Source organism: Streptomyces sp. NPDC056144, from assembly GCF_042264145.1.
In the GTDB taxonomy this organism is placed as follows: domain Bacteria; phylum Actinomycetota; class Actinomycetes; order Streptomycetales; family Streptomycetaceae; genus Streptomyces.
This window is the reverse complement of record NZ_JBHJVF010000002.1, coordinates 601,171-615,904: the sequence shown is the minus strand read 5'-3', so window position 1 is coordinate 615,904 and position 14,734 is coordinate 601,171. Positions and strand designations below refer to the sequence as shown.

General features: G+C 72.8%; 13 protein-coding genes. 8 read left to right on the top strand and 5 right to left on the bottom strand.

Features of this window, described 5'->3' with window-relative positions:
- Positions 1 to 138: 138 nt before the first annotated feature.
- The gene (locus ACFC0Z_RS09265; protein ID WP_376434436.1) at positions 139 to 1,683 is read left to right on the top strand and encodes a fatty acyl-CoA synthetase; all 1,545 of its coding nucleotides are present in this window, start codon (positions 139 to 141) and stop codon (positions 1,681 to 1,683) included.
- A 9-nt stretch (positions 1,684 to 1,692) separates the two neighbouring features.
- Here the strand turns inward: ACFC0Z_RS09265 and ACFC0Z_RS09260 are convergent, their stop codons facing one another.
- Together ACFC0Z_RS09260 and paaK are read right to left on the bottom strand one after the other, a co-directional pair.
- Positions 1,693 to 2,067 (bottom strand): VOC family protein, encoded by a 375-nt coding sequence (locus ACFC0Z_RS09260; protein WP_376434434.1) that lies wholly within the window; start codon positions 2,065 to 2,067, stop codon positions 1,693 to 1,695.
- A 23-nt stretch (positions 2,068 to 2,090) separates the two neighbouring features.
- Positions 2,091 to 3,398, bottom strand: a complete 1,308-nt coding sequence (paaK, locus tag ACFC0Z_RS09255) for a phenylacetate--CoA ligase PaaK (RefSeq protein WP_376434432.1) — start codon at positions 3,396 to 3,398, stop codon at positions 2,091 to 2,093.
- A 180-nt stretch (positions 3,399 to 3,578) separates the two neighbouring features.
- Here paaK and ACFC0Z_RS09250 point away from each other — a divergent pair, with 180 nt between their 5' ends.
- Genes ACFC0Z_RS09250 through ACFC0Z_RS09235 form a run of 4 tightly spaced genes read left to right on the top strand, consistent with a single transcriptional unit; the run spans position 3,579 to position 7,458 of the window.
- Positions 3,579 to 4,808: a cytochrome P450 gene (locus ACFC0Z_RS09250; RefSeq protein WP_376434430.1), complete on the top strand. Its 1,230-nt coding sequence runs from the start codon at positions 3,579 to 3,581 to the stop codon at positions 4,806 to 4,808.
- A gap of 16 nt (positions 4,809 to 4,824) precedes the next feature.
- The gene (locus ACFC0Z_RS09245) at positions 4,825 to 5,403 is read left to right on the top strand and encodes a cupin domain-containing protein (RefSeq protein WP_376434428.1); all 579 of its coding nucleotides are present in this window, start codon (positions 4,825 to 4,827) and stop codon (positions 5,401 to 5,403) included.
- The gene (locus ACFC0Z_RS09240) at positions 5,400 to 6,611 is read left to right on the top strand and encodes a cytochrome P450 (RefSeq protein WP_376434426.1); all 1,212 of its coding nucleotides are present in this window, start codon (positions 5,400 to 5,402) and stop codon (positions 6,609 to 6,611) included. The genes ACFC0Z_RS09245 and ACFC0Z_RS09240 overlap by 4 nt, the downstream gene beginning before the upstream one ends.
- A 43-nt stretch (positions 6,612 to 6,654) precedes the next feature.
- Positions 6,655 to 7,458: a GNAT family N-acetyltransferase gene (locus ACFC0Z_RS09235; protein WP_376434424.1), complete on the top strand. Its 804-nt coding sequence runs from the start codon at positions 6,655 to 6,657 to the stop codon at positions 7,456 to 7,458.
- Here the strand turns inward: ACFC0Z_RS09235 and ACFC0Z_RS09230 are convergent, their stop codons facing one another.
- Entirely contained in the window at positions 7,459 to 8,316 is an 858-nt protein-coding gene (locus tag ACFC0Z_RS09230) for an NAD(P)H-binding protein (RefSeq protein ID WP_376434422.1), read from the bottom strand. It lies immediately after the preceding gene.
- A gap of 108 nt (positions 8,317 to 8,424) precedes the next feature.
- Between ACFC0Z_RS09230 and ACFC0Z_RS09225 the strand changes: the two genes are divergently transcribed.
- Positions 8,425 to 9,390, top strand: coding sequence for an AraC family transcriptional regulator (locus tag ACFC0Z_RS09225; RefSeq protein WP_376434420.1), 966 nt, complete (start codon positions 8,425 to 8,427; stop codon positions 9,388 to 9,390).
- 30 nt (positions 9,391 to 9,420) lie between these two features.
- Here ACFC0Z_RS09225 and ACFC0Z_RS09220 read toward each other — a convergent pair whose 3' ends face one another.
- A complete protein-coding gene (locus ACFC0Z_RS09220; protein ID WP_376434418.1) occupies positions 9,421 to 10,257 on the bottom strand; it encodes a pentapeptide repeat-containing protein in 837 nt (278 codons plus the stop codon).
- A 116-nt stretch (positions 10,258 to 10,373) separates the two neighbouring features.
- Between ACFC0Z_RS09220 and ACFC0Z_RS09215 the strand changes: the two genes are divergently transcribed.
- Complete coding sequence (locus ACFC0Z_RS09215) at positions 10,374 to 11,912, top strand: alpha/beta fold hydrolase (RefSeq protein WP_376434416.1); 1,539 nt, start codon at positions 10,374 to 10,376, stop codon at positions 11,910 to 11,912.
- A gap of 4 nt (positions 11,913 to 11,916) precedes the next feature.
- Here ACFC0Z_RS09215 and ACFC0Z_RS09210 read toward each other — a convergent pair whose 3' ends face one another.
- Positions 11,917 to 13,557 (bottom strand): acyl-CoA synthetase, encoded by a 1,641-nt coding sequence (locus ACFC0Z_RS09210; protein WP_376434415.1) that lies wholly within the window; start codon positions 13,555 to 13,557, stop codon positions 11,917 to 11,919.
- Between the two features lie 161 nt (positions 13,558 to 13,718).
- On the opposite strand from ACFC0Z_RS09210, the gene ACFC0Z_RS09205 reads away from it, so the two are divergent.
- Positions 13,719 to 14,519: a crotonase/enoyl-CoA hydratase family protein gene (locus ACFC0Z_RS09205; protein ID WP_376434413.1), complete on the top strand. Its 801-nt coding sequence runs from the start codon at positions 13,719 to 13,721 to the stop codon at positions 14,517 to 14,519.
- The last annotated feature ends 215 nt before the right edge of the window (positions 14,520 to 14,734 follow it).

Below are 14,734 nucleotides of genomic sequence, written 5' to 3'. Positions count from 1 at the left end.
TCGGACCATGCACGCAGCCGTGCACCCCCCTTGTCAACATCCCGTTCGGTATCCGAGGTCGGAGTGTGTACGCGCTGCCGCACGGTACGTGACTCCAGATGCTTGACCCCCGGCCCGTCGCCCCTGAGGATCACCCGCATGGAACGACTCCTCAGCAGCACCGTCGACGGCGTCCTTCGCGCGAGCGCCGAGCGCGTGCCCGACCGGACCGCCGTCCGGTACGCGGACCGCACCTGGACGTACGCCGAGCTCGACGCGGCCGTCTCCGCAGCCGCCGCCGTCCTGCGGGAGCCGCGCCACGGCCACGGCCTGCCGCCGGGGGCCCGCGTCGCCACCTACGGCCACAACTCGGACGCCTACCTCATCGCGTTCCTCGCCTGCTCGCGCGCCGGCCTCGTCCACGTACCGGTCAACCACCACCTGACCGGCGAGGACCTCACGTACCTCCTGGAGCAGTCCGGCGCCTCGCTCGTCCTCGCGGACCCCGCCCTCGCCGACCGCGTCCCCGACGGCTTCGCGGTCACACCGCTGCGGGACGCGCCCGGGTCCCTGCTCGGCGCGCTCGCCGACGTCGACGGGGACGGGCACGGGGACGGGGACGGGCACGGGCACGGGGAGGCGTACGACACCGACCCCCGCGACTGCGTCCAGCTGCTCTACACCTCGGGCACGACCGCCCTCCCGAAGGGCGCCATGATGTCCCACCGGGCCCTCGTCCACGAGTACGCGAGCGCCGTCGAGGCCCTCGGCCTCGGCGAGGACGACCGGCCGGTGCACGCGCTGCCGCTCTACCACTCGGCCCAGACGCACGTCTTCCTGCTGCCCTACCTCGCCGTCGGTGCCGAGAACACGATCGTCGAGTCCCCCGACCCGGCCGGGCTGTTCGACCTGGTCGAGGCGGGCCGCGCGGACAGCTTCTTCGCCCCGCCGACGGTCTGGATCGCCCTGGCCAACCACCCCGAGTTCGCCACGCGGGACCTGTCCGCGCTGCGCAAGGCCTTCTACGGGGCCTCGATCATGCCCGTACCCGTACTGGAGCGCCTGCGCGCCCGGCTCCCCGGGCTCCGCTTCTTCAACTGCTTCGGCCAGTCCGAGATCGGCCCGCTCGCCACCGTCCTCGGCCCCGACGAGCACGAGGGCCGGATGGACTCCTGCGGCCGTCCCGTCCGGCACGTCGAGGCGCGCGTCGTCGACGAGAAGGGCGAGGACGTGCCCGACGGCACCCCCGGCGAGATCGTCTACCGCTCGCCGCAGCTGTGCGACGGGTACTGGGGCAAGCCGGAGGAGAGCGAGGAGGCCTTCCGGGGCGGCTGGTTCCACTCCGGCGACCTCGCCGTCCGCGACGCCGAGGGCTACCTCACCATCGTCGACCGGGTGAAGGACGTCATCAATTCGGGCGGCGTCCTCGTCGCCTCACGGCAGGTCGAGGACGCCCTCTACACCCACGACGGGGTCGCAGAGGTGGCCGTCGTCGGGCTCCCCGACGAGCGGTGGATCGAGGCGGTCACGGCCGTCGTCGTCCCGCGCGGGGACGTCACGGAGGCCGAACTCCTCGCGCACGCGCGCGAGAAGCTCGCCCACTTCAAGGCCCCGAAGCGGGTCCACTTCGTCGAGGCGCTGCCGCGGAACGCCAGCGGCAAGATCCTCAAGCGTGAGCTGCGGGACCGCCTCGGGAACTCCTGACAGCCGGGCTCAGAGCTCCTGTACGACGCAGAGGATGTTGCCCTCACTGTCCTTGAACCAGGCACCGCGCATGGTGTCCGATTCGACCACACCGTCTACCGTCTTGATGCCCGGCAGGTCGTAGTCCTCGAACGTGACGCCCTTGGAGCGCAGCTCCTTCATCTCGGCGTCGAGGTCGGCGACCTTCCAGCTCGCCAGGGTGTGCCCGGCCTGGCCGCCGTAAGGGGTCTCGTACAGTCCGATCGTGGTGCCCCCGCACTCGTACCGGGTGTCCTCGTCGGATTCCCTGGTGAGAGGGAGACCGAGGGTGTCGGAGTAGAAGCGCTTGGCCCTGGTCATGTCGTTGACCGGGATGATCGCGGCGATGGGGGAGTCAGACAGCATCGCAACCACCTCCTCCCTCCAGGCTACGCGCCGGGCCGCGCACCGCGGAGGTCGACGATCCGCTTGATCTTGCCCACCGACCGCTCCAGGGTCTCGGGGTCGACCACCTCGACCCCGACCGAGACGCCGATGCCGTCCTTGACGGCCGCCGCGATGGCCCGGGCCGCCTCCTCGCGCTCCGCGGCCGTCGCGTCGGCGCGCGCCTCGGCCCGTACGGTCAGGGCGTCGAGCCGGCCCTCGCGGGTCAGCCGGAGCTGGAAGTGCGGGGCGACGGCGGGGGTACGGAGGACGATCTCCTCCACCTGGGTGGGGAAGAGGTTCACCCCGCGCAGGATGATCATGTCGTCGCTGCGGCCGGTGACCTTCTCCATGCGGCGGAAGACGCGCGCGGTCCCGGGGAGCAGCCGCGTCAGGTCGCGGGTCCGGTAGCGGATGACCGGCATCGCCTCCTTGGTGAGGGAGGTGAAGACGAGCTCGCCCTCCTCGCCGTCGGGCAGGACCTCGCCGGTGAAGGGGTCCACGATCTCCGGGTAGAAGTGGTCCTCCCAGATGTGCAGACCGTCCTTCGTCTCCACGCACTCCTGCGCCACTCCGGGACCGATCACCTCCGACAGGCCGTATATGTCGACCGCGTCGATCGCGAACCGCTCCTCGATCTCCCCCCGCATCGCCTCCGTCCACGGCTCGGCCCCGAAGACGCCCACCTTGAGGGAGGTCGAGCGCGGGTCCACGCCCTGCCGCTCGAACTCGTCGAGCAGCGTGAGCATGTACGAGGGGGTGACCATGATGATCTCGGGCTCGAAGTCCTGGATCAGCTGTACTTGGCGGGCCGTCATGCCGCCGGAGGCGGGGATCACCGTACAGCCGAGACGTTCGGCGCCGTAGTGCGCGCCGAGGCCGCCCGTGAACAGGCCGTAGCCGTACGCCACATGGACCTTGTGGCCCGGGCGTGCCCCGGCGGCGCGCAGCGAGCGGGCCACCACGTCGGCCCACATGGAGAGGTCGTTCTCGGTGTAGCCGACGACCGTCGGGCGGCCCGTGGTGCCGCTGGAGGCGTGGATGCGCCGGATCTGGGACCGGTCCACGGCGAACATGCCGAAGGGATAGTGGTCGCGCAGGTCGGACTTGGCGGTGAAGGGGAAACGGGCCAGGTCGGCGAGGGTGCGGCAGTCGTCGGGGGAGAGGCCGGCGGCGTCGAGGGACCGGCGGTAGAACAGCACGTTCTCGTACGCGCGCCGGAGCGTCGCGCGCAGACGCTCCAGCTGGAGCGCCGTGAGCTCCTCGCGCCCGAGCCGTTCGCCGCTGTCGAGCAGGTCGCTCCGTTCCGGCATGTGCCGCTCCCTCGTCCCTGGCCTCTACACCAACCGATCATTCGGTTGATCCGCTTCGGCCCAGTAAAACCGCTCGAACCGGGGGTTTGGCAAGAGGCGCGGAGGACCTTTCCCCGCGCATTCGGGCGAACGGGCCGTGACGACGTGCGGCACGCCCCAAAAAAGGACAGAAGTCTCGACATGCCTGCCACCGCCACCGACACCGCCGACACCGACGGCTCCCCCCAGGTCCACTTCTGGGCCGTCCCCGACCTCACCGGCCTCGACTTCGACCCGCTGCTCGCCAGACTGCTCCACGAGGACCCCGTCAGCCGGGTCCGCATGCCCAACGGCGAGGGGTACGCCTGGCTCGTCACCCGCTACGAGGACGTCAAGTTCGTCTCCGTCGACCCCCGCTTCAGCCGCCAGGCCGTCTGGGGCCGCTCCATCACCCGCGTCGCCCCCCACTTCATCCCCATGGAAGGCGCCGTCGGCTTCGCCGACCCGCCCGACCACACCCGCATGCGGCGCGTCGTCGCCCGCGCCTTCAGCGCCCGCGCCCTGAACGCCCTGCGCGACCACGCCCAGGACGTCATGGACCGGCTCCTCGACCGCGTCGAGGAACACGGCGCCCCCGCCGACCTCATGGAACTCGTCAACCGCCCGTTCCCGCTCGCCATGGTCAGCGAACTCATGGGCGTACCCGAAGAGGACCAGCCGCTCATGGCCCGCTGGTCCGACACCATCATCTCGGCCGCCGCCGGACGCGAGGCGAGCGAGCGGGCCAAGGCCGAGATGGGCGCGTACTTCACCGAGCTCATCGGCCGCAGCCACGACACCGGCAGGGAGACCCTCGTCGCCGTCCTCGCCGACGCCGTCGACGAGGAGACCCTCACCGAGCACGAGGCCGTCGGACTCGCCGTCCTCATCCAGATCGGCGGCGCCCACGCCGTCCGCAACAACAGCGCCAACATGGTGTACGCGCTCCTCACCCACCCCGAGCACCTCGCCCGGCTGCGCGCCGAACCCGCGCTCGTCCCGCAGGCCGTCGACGAACTCCTCCGCTACATCCCGCACCGCAACGCCGTCGGCCTCTCCCGGATCGCGACCGAGGACGTCGAGGTCGGCGGCATCACCATCCCCGCCGGAGACCCCGTCTACGTCTCCTACCTGACCGCCAACCGCGACCCCGAGGTCTTCCCCGCGCCCGAACGGCTCGACTTCGACCGGGAGTACAACCCCCACGTCGCCTTCGGCCACGGACCCCACTACTGCCCCGGCTCCGCCCTCGCCCGCATCGAGTCCGAGATCCTCGTCGAATCCCTCTGGACCCGCTTCCCCGACCTCCGCCTCGCCGTCCCCGAGGAGGACCTCCGCTGGCAGCGCGGCGCCCTCATCCGGGGCCCCGAGACCCTGCCCGTGACCTGGTGAGAGGAGCCCGTACGCCATGACCGTCACCGCCATCGGTCCCCGCGGCGGCCTCGTCGTCCCGCCCGGCCACGGGAAGGTCGTCGCCTCGGCCGCCCAGCACGTCACCTTCAAGGTGACCGGCGAGCACTCCCGTACCGCCTCCACCTTCGAGGTCCTCGTCCCGCCCGGCTTCGACGTCGGCGCCCACGCCCACGGACACAGCGAGGAGCTCTTCTACGTCCTCGACGGCGAACTCGACGTCCTCGCCTTCGAACCACTCGTCCGCACCAAGGACAGCTGGCGCGACTGGGAGTCGGCCTCCGGACAGCGCGCGGTCCGCGCCACCCCCGGCACCCTGATCCTCGTCCCGCCCGGCTGCCCGCACGCCTTCGCCAACCCGACCGGCGACCCCGTCCGCATGCTCTTCCAGGCCTCCCCGCCGCCCGACCACGAGCGGTACTTCGAGGAACTCATGGAGATCCTCGCCGCGGCGGGCCCGGACGGCCCGGTCGACCACGAGGCCATCGGACGCCTCCGGATCCGGTACGACATCGACCAGATCACCCCCCTCCGGCACGACGCCGGCGTCCGCCAGGAGACGACCCCCACCCCATGAGCACCCCCGAGAACCACGGCCCGGTCGTCCACGACTGGGCCGTGCCCCGGCTCCCCGGCACCGACTTCGATCCGCTGCCCCACCGCCTCCTCCGTGAGGAGCCCGTCGCCCGCGTCCGTCTCGGCCACGGCGAGGGGCACGCCTGGCTCGTGACCCGCTACGAGGACGTCAAACGGATCGCCTCCGACCCGCGCCTCAGCCGCGCCCTCACCGTCGGCCGGCCGATCACCAGCATGACCCCGCACACCCTCGCCCCCGCCGGGGGCGTCGGCCGCGCCGACCCGCCCGACCACACCCGGCTCCGCCGACTCGCCGCCCCCGCCTTCGGCCGCCGCCGCATGGCCGCCCTGCGCGAACAGACCCTGCGCGAGGCCGACGCCCTCGCCGTACGCACCCTCGAAGCCGGTCCGCCGGCCGACCTCGCCGAGACCTTCGTCGGCCCGCTCGCCACCACCGTCATCGCCGGACTCCTCGGCGTCCCCGCCGCCGACCTCGACCGCGTCGAACGCTGGCGCGCCGGACTCCTCTCCCACGACACCACCCTCGCCGAGGGCGAGTCCGTCAAGAAGGAGATCGCCGGGTACTTCGCCGACCTCGCCCGGCACCGCGCCGAGCACCCCGGCGACGACCTCGTCAGCGAACTCGCCGCCGCCCGCGCCACCGGCGGCATCAGCACCCCTGAGCTCGTCTCGATGTCCGTCATGCTCACCCTCAACGGGCTCGACGCCGTGCGGAACATCGTCGCCACCATGGTGTACGTACTCCTCGTCCACCCCGAGCAGACGGCGAAGCTCCGCGCCGAACCCGACCGCCTGCCCCGGGCCGTCGACGAACTCCTCCGCTACATCCCGCAGCGCAACGGCGTCGGCATGCCCCGCGTCGCCACCGCCGACATCGAGGTCGGCGGCGTGACCGTCCGGGAGGGCGAGGCCGTCTACGTCTTCTACCCGGCGGCCAACCGCGACCCCGCCGTCTACACCGACCCCGACCGGCTCGACCTCGGCCGCGACGAGGCCCCGCACCTCGCCTTCGGCGCCGGCGCCCACTACTGCGCCGGAGCCCAACTCGCCCGCATGGAAGCCGAGGTGATGCTCTCGACGCTGCTCACCCGCTTCCCCTGCCTCGCCCTCGCCACCGACCCCGAACGGGTCGCCTGGCGGCGGGGAACCGTCAACCGCGGACCGGTCTCGCTGCCCGTGACCTGGTGAAAACCAGTTGGCGGGCGGCGGGCGGGGTGCTGGAGTGGGGCCAATGGACACCACACATCTTCGCGACCTTTACGACCGTCAGCTGCGCCGTGAGGCACGCCCCGACGGGCCCGGCTGCCGGGTCGAACGCGCCGGAGCCGTCGTCCGGCAGACCGGACCCGCGCACGCCTGGAACGGCGTGCTCTGGTCCGGCCTCGACGCCGACGGCGCCGACGCGGCCATCGCCGAGCAGATCGCCCACTACGAGGCCGCTGGCCTCCCCTTCGAGTGGAAGCTGTACGGCCACGACGGCCCCGCCGACCTCGCCGGCCGACTGCTCGCCGCCGGGTTCGTCGCCGAGGACTCCGAGACCCTCCTCGCCCACGAGGCCGCCGCCGTCGCGGAGCACGTACCGCTCCCCGAGGGCGTCGAGCTGCGCGCGGTCACCGACGAGGCGGGCGTGCGGCAGGTGGTGGAGGTCCACGACCGGGCCTTCGGCAAGGACAGCTCGCACATCGGCCGCCAGCTCCTCGACCGGCTCGCCGCCGACCCCGACACGGTCACCGCCGTCGTCGCCCTCGCCGACGGCGAACCCGTCAGCGCGGCCCGCCTCGAACTCGTCCCCGGCACCGACTTCGCCGGCCTGTGGGGCGGCGGCACCGTCGAGGCCTGGCGCGGCCGAGGCCTCTACCGCGCCCTCGTCGCCCACCGCGCCCGCATCGCGGCGGAACGCGGTCACCGGTACGTCCAGGTCGACGCGGCCGAGACCAGCCGCCCGATCCTCCAGCGCCTCGGCTTCGTGACGCTGTCCACGACGACTCCGTACGTGTACCCGCCGCACACGGCCCTCGAGCCCGGGGCCTCCTGATCAGGCGTGCCAGACGCCGGTGACGGCGGTCCGCCGGACGTAGTCGGCAAAGGCGCGGGGCTCACGGCCGAGCGCGCGCTGCACGCCGTCGGCGAGCTCGGCGAAACGGTTCTCCCTGATCCAGCCGAAGAGCAGGTTCAGGAGCTCCAGGAAGTCCCCGGGCAGGCCGCGGGCCTCGCCCCAGGCGGTGAAGTCGGCCGGGGAGACGGGGCGGTAGGCGATGTCCCGGCCGGTGGCACGGGCGATCTCCCGGCTCACGTCGCCCAGGCTCAGCAGCTCGGGTCCCGACAGCTCGTAGGCCTCGCCCGCGTGCCCGGAGCCGGTGAGGGCGGCCACGGCCACCTCGGCGATGTCGTCGACGTCGACATAGGGTTCGAGGCCGTCCCCGGCCGGAAGGACGAGCTCGCCGTCCACCAGCTGGCCCCGGAAGTAGCCCTCCTCGCTGAAGTTCTGCGTGAACCACGCCGGCTTGAGGAGCGTCCACTCCGCGCCCGACTCCCGCACCGCGCGCTCGCAGGGAAGCTTCTCCTCGCCCTCGGCCGGCACCCAGTCGCGGTGGGACAGCAGCACCAGGCGCTCGACCCCGCGCTCCGCCGCGAGCTTCGCGAACGCGGCCATCGACACGGCCGCGTCCGCGCGCATCGAGTCGACCAGATAGGCCGCGCCGACGCCGTCGAGCACCGGCTCCCACGTGTTCTCGTCGTTCCAGTCGAAGCGGGCGGAGCCCGAAGCGCGCCGGGACGCCGCCCGCACCTCGTGCCCTCGCTGCCGGAGAAGGGACGTCACCCGGCGGCCCGTCTTGCCCGAGCCGCCGAGGACCAGGACCGGATTCTGCTGTGTATGTTTCTTCACCGTCATGTACTCCATCCAACGGGCGCCGGATGAGCGGCGGAATGGCGTATCCGCTCAGATCCATGTCCGAGCGTCTCGCGCCGGAGCATCAGGACACCCCTTAGGCTCGGGAGGATGGATCCCCTCGCGAGCCTCCTCCACGAAGTGCGTTCCGACGGTGCCCTGTTCAGCCGGAACATCGTGACCGCGCCCTGGTCGGTCCGGTTCGCCGCGGGCACGCCGGTCTCCGCCGTCACGATGCTGCGCGGCTCGGGCTGGCTCGTCCCCGGTGACGCCGATCCGGTCGAGCTCGGCCGCGGCGACGTCGCGGTGGTGTCCGGCCCCGAACCGTTCACGGTCGCCGACGACGCCCGCGCCACGGCACCGCCGTTCTACGTGGCCCACCGTGACGGGTGCGCCACCGCCGACGGGGAGCCCCTCGACGACGGCGTGTACCTCGGCCCCCGCACCTGCGGGAACGGCCCGGACGGCATCGACGGCCCGAACGTCCTGCTCACCGGCAGCTACCAGGTCGACGGCCGGGTGTCCGAGCGCCTGCTCGGCGGCCTGCCCCGCGTCCTCGTCGTCCGCCGAAACGACGACGGCCACGGCGGGCTCGGCCCGATCCTCGGTCTCACCGACCTGGAGATCGGCCGCGAGGACCCCGGACAGCAGGCCGTGCTCGACAGGCTCCTCGACCTGCTGCTGCTCTCCACGCTGCGGGAGTGGTTCGCCCACCCCGAGACCGATCCGCCGTCCTGGTACCGGGCGCTCGGGGACGCCGTCGTCGGCCGGGCCCTGCGTCTGCTCCACGACCGGCCCGGGCACCCGTGGACCGTGAGCGAACTGGCCGGGGCGACCGGCGTCTCCCGCGCCACCCTCGCCCGCCGGTTCACGGACCTCGTCGGCGAACCGCCGATGACGTACCTGACCGGCTGGCGCCTCGCCCTCGCCGCCGACCTGCTCGCCCGCAGCGACGCGACCGTGGAGACGGTGGCCCACCGGGTCGGGTACCGCAGCGCCTTCGGACTGAGCGTGGCGTTCAAGCGCGTGTACGGCACGCGGCCCAGCCACCACCGCGCGGTCGCCGCCAAGGTGTGAACGCCTTACGGCCCGTTCGGCGGACGCCCCCTACGCAGCCCAGTGCGCGGGGCGCGCGAAGCCCTCCGGGAGGCGGGTCGTCGCGTCGCCGCGCGCCGAGTTCAGCTGCGGCTGCGTGAGGAAGAGCGCGCCCGTCAGGTCCGCGCCCGACAGGTCCGCGTCCCGCAGGTCCGCGCCGATCAGGTCGGTCAGCGTCAGATCGGCGCCCGCCAGGTCGGCGGCGATGAGGAGCGCCCCGCGCAGGTCCGCGCCCCGCAGCTTCGCGCCGCGCATCCGCTTGCCGATCAGGTCGGCCCCGCGACGGCTCTTCGGCTTCCCGCCGGCCGTCGCCCGGACCAGCTCGCTGGTCCGCAGCAGGAGGGGGTTCACCTCGGCCCGTACGGGCGCCACGTCGAGCCGCTCCAGCGCGTCGGGCGTGCCGCCGGTCAGCGCCTCGACCCGGGCGAGCGCCGCGCGGAGCTCGGCGTGGAGCGGCCGGGCCGCCGGGCGGGCGAGAGCCTCGGTGAGGTAGCGGAGCAGCTCGTGGAGCTGGCGGACGATCGGGAAGACCTCGTACATCTGCCGGGCCGTCTCCGGCGCCTCCCGCCAGGACACCCCGCCGAACGTCACCTGCGAGACCCGCTGGCCGGCGCCGAAGCAGTCGTACACCGTGCAGCCCTGGAACCCGCTCGGCCGCAGCCGGGTGTGGATGCCGCAGCGGAAGTCCTCCTGGAGGTTCCGGCAGGGCTCGCCCGAGGACTTGTTCACGGCGAAGTCGGCCGACTTCGCAAAGGGCAGCGCCACACAGCACAGGCCGAAGCAGTTGGCGCAGTCGCCGACGAGGGCGATCTCCCTGGTCTCGGGCACGGTCGAACGGTTCCTTCGCATGTCGGGGGCGGTGACGGGCCGACGTCGGGGTGGCGTCGGGGGACGATCCGCCCACCGTATCGCGCTCTCCGCACAACCGGTTGTGAAGATCATCGGGGCCGGGGAGGATCGCCCGCATGCCGCACTTCACGACGTACGACGGGACCCAGCTCGCCTACCGGACCCTGGGCGAGGGCGCGGGGGAGCCGCTGATCTGCCTGCCCGGCGGTCCGATGCGCGACTCCGCGTACCTCGGCGACCTCGGCGGGCTCGACGCCCACCGCACCCTCGTCCTGCTCGACCTCCGGGGGACCGGGGCGAGCGCGGAGCCCGCCGACCCCGCTACGTACCGCTGCGACCGCCAGGTGGAGGACGTCGAGGCCCTCCGCGCCCATCTCGGCCTGGACAGGATCGACCTCCTCGGCCACTCCGCCGGAGGCAACCTCGCGACGCTCTACGCCGCCGCCCACCCCGACCGGGTCCGCTCCCTCGTCCTCGTCACCTCCCTCGCCCGCGCGCTCGGGGTCACCACCACCGACGAGGAATGGGACGCGGCCGCCGAGATCTTCGCCGACGCGCCCTGGTACGCGAAGGCCCGCGCCGAGATCGACGCGATCGACGACGACACCCCGGAGGCGCGCGTCCGGGAGATCACGGCCCCGTTCGCGTACGGCCGCTGGGACGAGGCGGCGCGGCAGCACGCGGGGCGCGGAACCCGCGAGACGCACGCGACGGCCGCCCCCGCCTTCCACGGCGAGGGCGCCTACACCCCGGAGGAGACCCGCCGCGCGCTCGCCGTGCTCACCGCGCCCGTCCTCATCCTCGCGGGGGAGTACGACGCCGCTCCCACCCCCGCCAAGGCGGAGCAGGGCGCGGCCTGCTTCCCGTACGCCGGCGTGCGCACCCTCCCCGGGTCCTCCCACTTCCCGTGGATCGACGACCCCGAGACCTTCGTCCGCGAGGTCACCGCCTTCCTCGACCCCGAGATCCGCACACTCACCGTAGACGGCGTACGCCTCGCCTACCGTGTGTACGGCTCGGAGGACGCCGCTCCGACCGCCCCGCCCGTCGTCCTCGTCCACGGCCGCGGCGAGAACGGCACGGGCTGGCGCGAGATCGCCGAGGCGCTCGCCGGGGACCACCGGGTGTACGTCCCCGACCTGCGCGGCCACGGCCTGAGCGACCGCCCCGGGGGCTACGGCTTCGCCGCGTTCCGCGACGAGCTCGGCGGCTTCCTGCGCGCCCTCGGCCTCACCGGCGCCACCGTCGTCGCCCACTCCATGGGCGGCGGAGCCGCCTACCTCCTCGCCCAGCGGGAACCGGAGCTGATCGGCCGGCTCGTCCTGGAGGAGCCCCCGGGCTTCGTCCCCCTCGACCCGCCCCGCCCGCCGGCCGCGCGCCCCGAGGGCCCGCTCCCCTGCGACTGGGCGGTCGTCACCACCACCGACGCCGAACTGAACGCCCCGGACCCGGCCTGGCGCGCGGACGCCGGCCGGATCACGGTCCCGACCCTCGTCCTGGCGGGAGGCCCGAGCAGCCACGTACCCCAGGACCATCTGGCGGGTCTGGCCGAGCGGATCCCCGGCGCCCGGCTGGTCACGATCGACGCGAGCCACATGATGCACGAGGTGCGCCCGGCCGAATTCCTCGCCGCGGTGAGGGAGTTCGGTCTCTAGTCGGTCACGGGGCGGAGCCCTCCGCCCCCGCGTCCGCCTCCACGGCCACGGTCCGGGCCCACCGGTAGTCCGCCTTGCCGCTGGGGGAGCGCTGGATGCTGTCGGTCAGGACCAGCTGGCGGGGGATCTTGTACCCGGCGAGGTGCGAACGGCAGTGGGTCTGGAGGGCCTCCAGGTCCATCGCCGGCGCGTCGGGGCGGAGTTGGACGACGGCGGCGACGTGGTTGCCCCAGCGGGTGTCCGGGACTCCGGCGACGAGGGCGTCGTACACGTCGGGGTGGGACTTGAGCGCCTGCTCCACCTCCTCCGGGTAGACCTTCTCGCCGCCCGTGTTGATGCACTGCGAGCCGCGGCCGAGGACCGTGACGATCCCCTCCTCGTCGACGGTCGCCATGTCACCGAGGAGCACCCACCGCACGCCGTCCTTCTGGAAGAACGTCTCGGCCGTCTTCGCCGCGTCGTTGTAGTAGCCGAGCGGCACGTGGCCGCGCTGCGCGAGCCGGCCGATCTCGCCCGTCGCGACCGGCTCGTACGTGACCGGGTCGACGACCTGGGTGCGCTCGTTGACGTGCAGCCGGAAACCCTTCGCCGGGCCGGAGTCGTCGGTGGCGCGGCCGTTGGAACCGGACTCGGTGGAGCCGAAGTTGTTGAGGAGCAGGACGTTCGGCATGAGCCCCTGGAGCTGGGCCCGTACGGTCTCCGACATGATCGCCCCGGAGGACGAGAGGCTGAAGAGGTTCGAGAGGTCGGTGTCCTTCTGGGGGCCCGCCAGGGCGTCCACGAGCGGGCGGAGCATCGCGTCGCCGACCAGGGAGAGGCTGGAGACCTTCTCCTTCTCCAGGGTGCGCAGGACCTCCCCCGGCACGTACTTGCGGTGCAGGACGACCCGCTGGCCGTAGTCGAAGGCGATGAACGCCATCAGCAGGGAGGTGCCGTGCATCAGCGGCGGCGCGGGGAAGAAGGTGATGCCGGCGCCGCCGGCGGCGACCCGCTCGGCCAGCTCCTCCGGGCGCTTCACCGGCTCGCCCGAGGGGTCCCCGCCGAAGAGGCCGGCGAAGAACAGGTCCTCCTGGCGCCACAGGACACCCTTCGGCATGCCGGTGGTGCCGCCGGTGTAGATGATGAAGAGGTCGTCGGCGGAGCGCGGACCGAAGCCCCGCGCGCGCGAGCCGGAGGTCTCGGCCTCGGTGAACGGCACGCAGCCGAGAGCGGGGGCGTCCTCCGGCGGGGTCCCCACCCGCACGAGGTGCCGCAGTTTCTCGGTGCGCGGGAGGGCGGCCGCGACCCGCTCCGTGAACTCGGCGTCGAAGACGAGCGCGGTCAGGTCGGCGTCCCGGTAGAGGTAGACCAACTCCTCCTCGACGTAACGGTAGTTCACGTTCACCGGCACGATCCTGGCCTTGAGGCAGGCCAGGACGGTCTGGACGTACTCGATCCCGTTGTACAGGTGGATGCCGAGGTGCTCGCCCGGCCCGATGCCCGCCTCGATCAGGTGGTGGGCGAGGGCGTTGGCGGCGGCGTCGAGCTCGGCGTAGGTCAGCCGGCGTTCCTCACCCGTGCCCGGGTGGTCCACGTAGACCAGGGCCTCGCGGTCCGGGACCACGTCGACCACCGATTCGAACAGGTCGGCAAGGTTGTACTCCACCGTTCCTCCTGACCCCGGTTCACTGGCGTGGCGGTCATTAGAGCGCCGACGGGCGGCGGGGGGAAGGGGGTGCGCAGAAGAATCTGACTGAGTGTCAGAAAACTATTGAACTGGACCCCCCACTCCTGCAACCTGTTCCAGAACTGGAGACGGGAGACCCCATGGGTGGCACCGAACACCTCGACGTACGGCGCGAAGGCGCCACGCTCGTCCTCACCTTGAACCGGCCCGAGGCCAAGAACGCCCTCTCTCTGCCGATGCTCGTCGGCCTGTACGACGGATGGCTGGAGGCCGACGCCGACGACGCGATCCGGTCCGTCGTCCTCACCGGGGCGGGCGGGGCGTTCTGCGCCGGCATGGACCTCAAGGCGCTCGCGGGCAAGGGAATGGAAGGCGAGGGGTACCGGGACCGGCTGAAAGCCGACCCCGACCTGCACTGGAAGGCGATGCTCCGCCACCACCGCCCGCGCAAGCCGGTCATCGCGGCGGTCGAGGGATACTGCGTCGCCGGCGGTACGGAGATCCTCCAGGGCACCGACATCCGCGTCGCGGGCGCGTCCGCGACGTTCGGGCTCTTCGAGGTCAAACGCGGCCTCTTCCCCATCGGCGGCTCCACGGTCCGGCTGCCCCGGCAGATCGCGCGCACCCACGCCCTGGAAATGCTCCTCACCGGCCGCCCCTACTCCGCCGAGGAGGCGGCGAGTATCGGCCTAGTGGGCCGCGTCGTCCCCGACGGCACGGCCCTCGACGCGGCCCTCGACATCGCCGAACGGATCAACGCGTGCGGGCCGTTGGCCGTCGAGGCCGTGAAGGCGTCCGTCTACGAGACGGCGGAGATGACGGAGACGGAGGGGCTGGCGGCGGAGCTCAAGCGGGGGTGGCCGATCTTCGACACGGCGGACGCGAAGGAGGGGGCGCGGGCGTTCGCGGAGAAGCGACCGCCGGTGTACCGAAGGGAGTAGCCCCCACCCCGCCCCTCCCCGAAACCGGGACGCTGCCCCGGACCCCGGTGCACAGCCGCCGGACGGGCTGAAGGGTTCGGGGCGCTGCCCCGGGCCCCGCGCCTCAAACGCTGGCGGGGCTGGGGTGTTCGGGGCGCTGCCCCGGGCCCCGCGCCTCAAACGCCGGCGGGGCTGAGGTGCCGGGGCGCTGCCCCGGACCCCGGTCCTCAAACGCC